The sequence below is a fragment of the Micromonospora sp. AMSO1212t genome (genome assembly GCF_008868145.1).
Classification (GTDB): Bacteria; Actinomycetota; Actinomycetes; order Mycobacteriales; family Micromonosporaceae; genus Micromonospora; species Micromonospora tulbaghiae.
This window is the reverse complement of sequence record NZ_WBKS01000235.1, coordinates 1-3,022: the sequence shown is the minus strand read 5'-3', so window position 1 is coordinate 3,022 and position 3,022 is coordinate 1. Positions and strand designations below refer to the sequence as shown.

General features: G+C 76.6%; 2 protein-coding genes and 1 pseudogene. All 3 read right to left on the bottom strand.

What is annotated here, in order from left to right; translation table 11 throughout:
• Window positions 1-551: DUF3152 domain-containing protein (locus F8279_RS29470; RefSeq protein ID WP_151501689.1), on the bottom strand; the 551-nt coding region annotated here is incomplete at its 3' end.
• Between the two features lie 5 nt (window positions 552-556).
• Complete coding sequence (locus tag F8279_RS29465; RefSeq protein WP_225853455.1) at window positions 557-1,642, bottom strand: alpha/beta fold hydrolase; 1,086 nt, start codon at window positions 1,640-1,642, stop codon at window positions 557-559.
• Window positions 1,643-1,682: 40 nt separating this feature from the next.
• Window positions 1,683-3,022 (bottom strand): annotated as a pseudogene (locus F8279_RS29460) (hypothetical protein); the annotation flags it as partial.

The window sequence follows — 3,022 nt, the reverse complement described above, 5'->3', positions numbered from 1 at the left end:
AGATCTGTATAAGCGACAGCGTCGTGCCGGGTGGCCAGGTAGATCGTGAAGTCGTACCGGTCGCCCGAGCCGACCCGCTGCAACCGCAGCTTGCCGCCGTCGACCCAGCTGCCCGGGCCGGCCAGGGCCCGCTGCACCGCGTCGCCGAAGTCGCGGACCTCCTCGCCGGAGCCGTTCTCCACCGCCACCCGGTATCGGCGCAGCGTCCCCGCGCGGCCGAGCACGCCGCTGCTCCGCTCGTCGTAGGCGAAGCTGCCCCGGCCCTTCGCCGGCCCCGGGCCGGACAGCGTCAGCACCGGCGCGGCCGGCGAGCTGGGCGTCACCGTGGGCGGCGGCGAGATGCTCGGCGTGGACGGCGCCTGCGTGGGGGGCGGAGGCTGGGCGACGAACCCGTCGGTGACCCGAGTCCCCGCGCCCGCCGACGGCAGTTGCACCGCCACGCCGACACCGACCGCGGCGGCGGCGACGAAGGCGCAGACCACGAGCGCGGTGCGCCAGTGACGGAACGAGGAACGGGATCGGGCTGCACGAGGACGGCGGGAGCTGGGCATCCGGCTCAGCCTGCCATGTCACGCTCCGATCCGCTCTCCCCCGTACCGACGGCCAGCGCTGTGGCCTGCGCATTCTCCCGTTCCGGCAGACCAGCTCCCGGCGCGTCCCCCGGCGACACGCCCGGCGTCGCGTCCGTAGCCTGCCCCGGCTCCGCCTCGGCGAGCAGCCCCAGCACCGCCCGCGCCACGGTCCGCGGCACCTCCAGCTGGGCCACGTGCCCGACGCCGTCGAGCATCAGCAGCCGGCTGTCCGGGATGACCCGGGCCGCCTGCGGCGCCACCCGCACGTCGACCAACCGGTCCTGCCGCCCGCCCACCACCAGCGTGGGCGCCCGTACCACCGCCGCCTGCCGCCAGAGCGCGCCCTCCCCCGGCAGGTACGAACGCAGGAAGCTGCCGACCAGGCCCCGGAACGTCCGCACGTACGCGGCGGCGTAGTGGGCCGCCTCGTACCGGACGCGGATCTCGTCGATCGCCTCCTGCCGGCGCTGCTCACTGATCCGGGTCAGGTCCGCCACGCACGCCTCCATCACCTGCTGCGCCGTCACCTCCGGGCTGAACTGGGCCAGCCGCCAGGCGGCCAGCCGTTCGCCCCGGGGGATCGCCAGCAGCGGGAGCATCCGCCCCTGCAACGAGCGCCGGAAGTCGAGGAACGGCAGGGCGGGCGAGACCAGGGTGAGCGTGCGGACCAGGTCGGGGCGCAGCGCCGCCACCCGGACCGAGATCGCGCCGCCGAGCGAGTTGCCGAACAGGTGCACCGGCCCGCGGTCGCTGTGCTCGATCCAGCGGATCACCCGCTCGGCGAAGGCCGGGATCGTGTAGCGCGGCCCCGGCTCGCTGCGCCCGAACCCGGGCAGGTCGATCGCCTGACCGTCGAGCCGGTCCGCGAGCAGACCGGCCAGGTCGGTCCAGTTCTGCGCCGACCCGCCGAGGCCGTGCACGTACAGCGCGGGCTCCGCGCCGGGACCGCTGGCCGGTGTCTCGCGGACGTGCACGAGCGTGCCGTCGAGGCGTACGTGCCGGCCCGGCCAGGGCGGCGGGACGTGGTGTGCGGGAAGTCTGTGCTCCGGCCAGAGTGCGGCACGTTTCATGTCTCCAGTCTCCCCCGCACGGGCCGTACCGCACACCGGCTCAGGAGAGCAGCGCCTCCAGCCGCCGGTTCACCGCCGCGAGCGTGGCCCGCACGACCGCCTGCCGGGGATCACCGGCCACCAGCGCCGAACCGGCCAGCTGCTCCACCCAGCCGTCGCAGACCAGCAGCACCACCACTGTCGCGACCTCGCAGTTGCCGAACGGCACCACTGCTGCGTGCTCCACGAAGCACCGGCCCCGCTCGCCGGACGGGACGCCCCGGCCGAGCAACTCGTCCACCGCGGCGGCCGCGGCCACCGCGCAGAGCCGCAGCACGTACCCGTCGACCGCCGGGCCGGTCGCGTGCCCCTCGGCCGTCCGGTCGCCCGCGACCAGGCGGACCTCGGTGGTGGCGTCCAGGCCGAACGTGCTCACCAGGACGTGCTCGATCACCACCCGGGGCCCCGGCAAGCCGCCGGTGTCCAGTGGTCGCGACGGCGCGGTCTCCGTCGTGGTCATCTGCCCACCGGAGTACGACGTACCGAGCGTGACCGGGCTGCCGGTGGACGTGCCGGTCGGCGCGGAGGCCAGCGACGTCTCGTCCACCGCGGCCCGGCCCCGGTGGGTCGCCTGCCGGCGGCGGCGCGGCGGCTCGTCGCCGTCACCGGGCGCCTCGGCCGGACGCGGGGCGCGATCGGCGCCGAACCTTGCGTCGCCGGAGCGGTTCGCGGCCGGACGTGCCGCGCCGGTGCGCGCCGGCATCTCGTCCCCGCCCGTCTCGTCACCGGTGCGGAGCGCCTGGGTGCGGGCCTCGGCCGGCTCGGACTGCGCGGCACGGGTCTCATCCGTGCGGGCCTGGCCCGGCGCGGACTGCGCGCCGGGCACCCGGGGCTCGCCGGCGCGCGTCTCACCGGAGCGGTCCAGCCGGTTCGACCGGCGGCGCAGCGGGGCCGGCGGCGGCACGGCGGGTGCGCCGGGCAGGTTCTGCGGGGCGGCGGCCAGGCCCATCCGCTCCTGGAGCAGCCGGGCCACCAGGCGGCTCACCTCGGCCGGGTCGGCACCGTCGGCCAGGTCGAGCCGGAGGCTGTGCGCGCCGGCCGGGGTACGGCGCAGCGCGGCGTCGCGTACGCCCGCCACCTCCCGGACCGCGTCCAGGATCGCGTTGACGTCGAAGCCCTCCGGCCGCTCCCGCAGCGGCGCGGGTTCGTCGTCGCGGCGCAGGTGGGTGGCGATACGGGCGAGTTCGGGGGTCTCGGCGGACGGTTCCACTGCCGGTGGCTCCGGCACGACTGGCACGTCCGGTTCCGAGGGGACGCGCTGCGGCAGCACGGGGGACGGTTCCTCCGGTCGGGACTCGGCGACCGCGTCGGCGGCCGGCACCGGTTCCGGTGCGGACCGGC

Bases quoted from the DNA above. Each gene is read 5' to 3' on its own strand.
- F8279_RS29465 (WP_225853455.1), bottom strand. From the start codon at position 1,642: ATGAAACGTGCCGCACTCTGGCCGGAGCACAGACTTCCCGCACACCAC.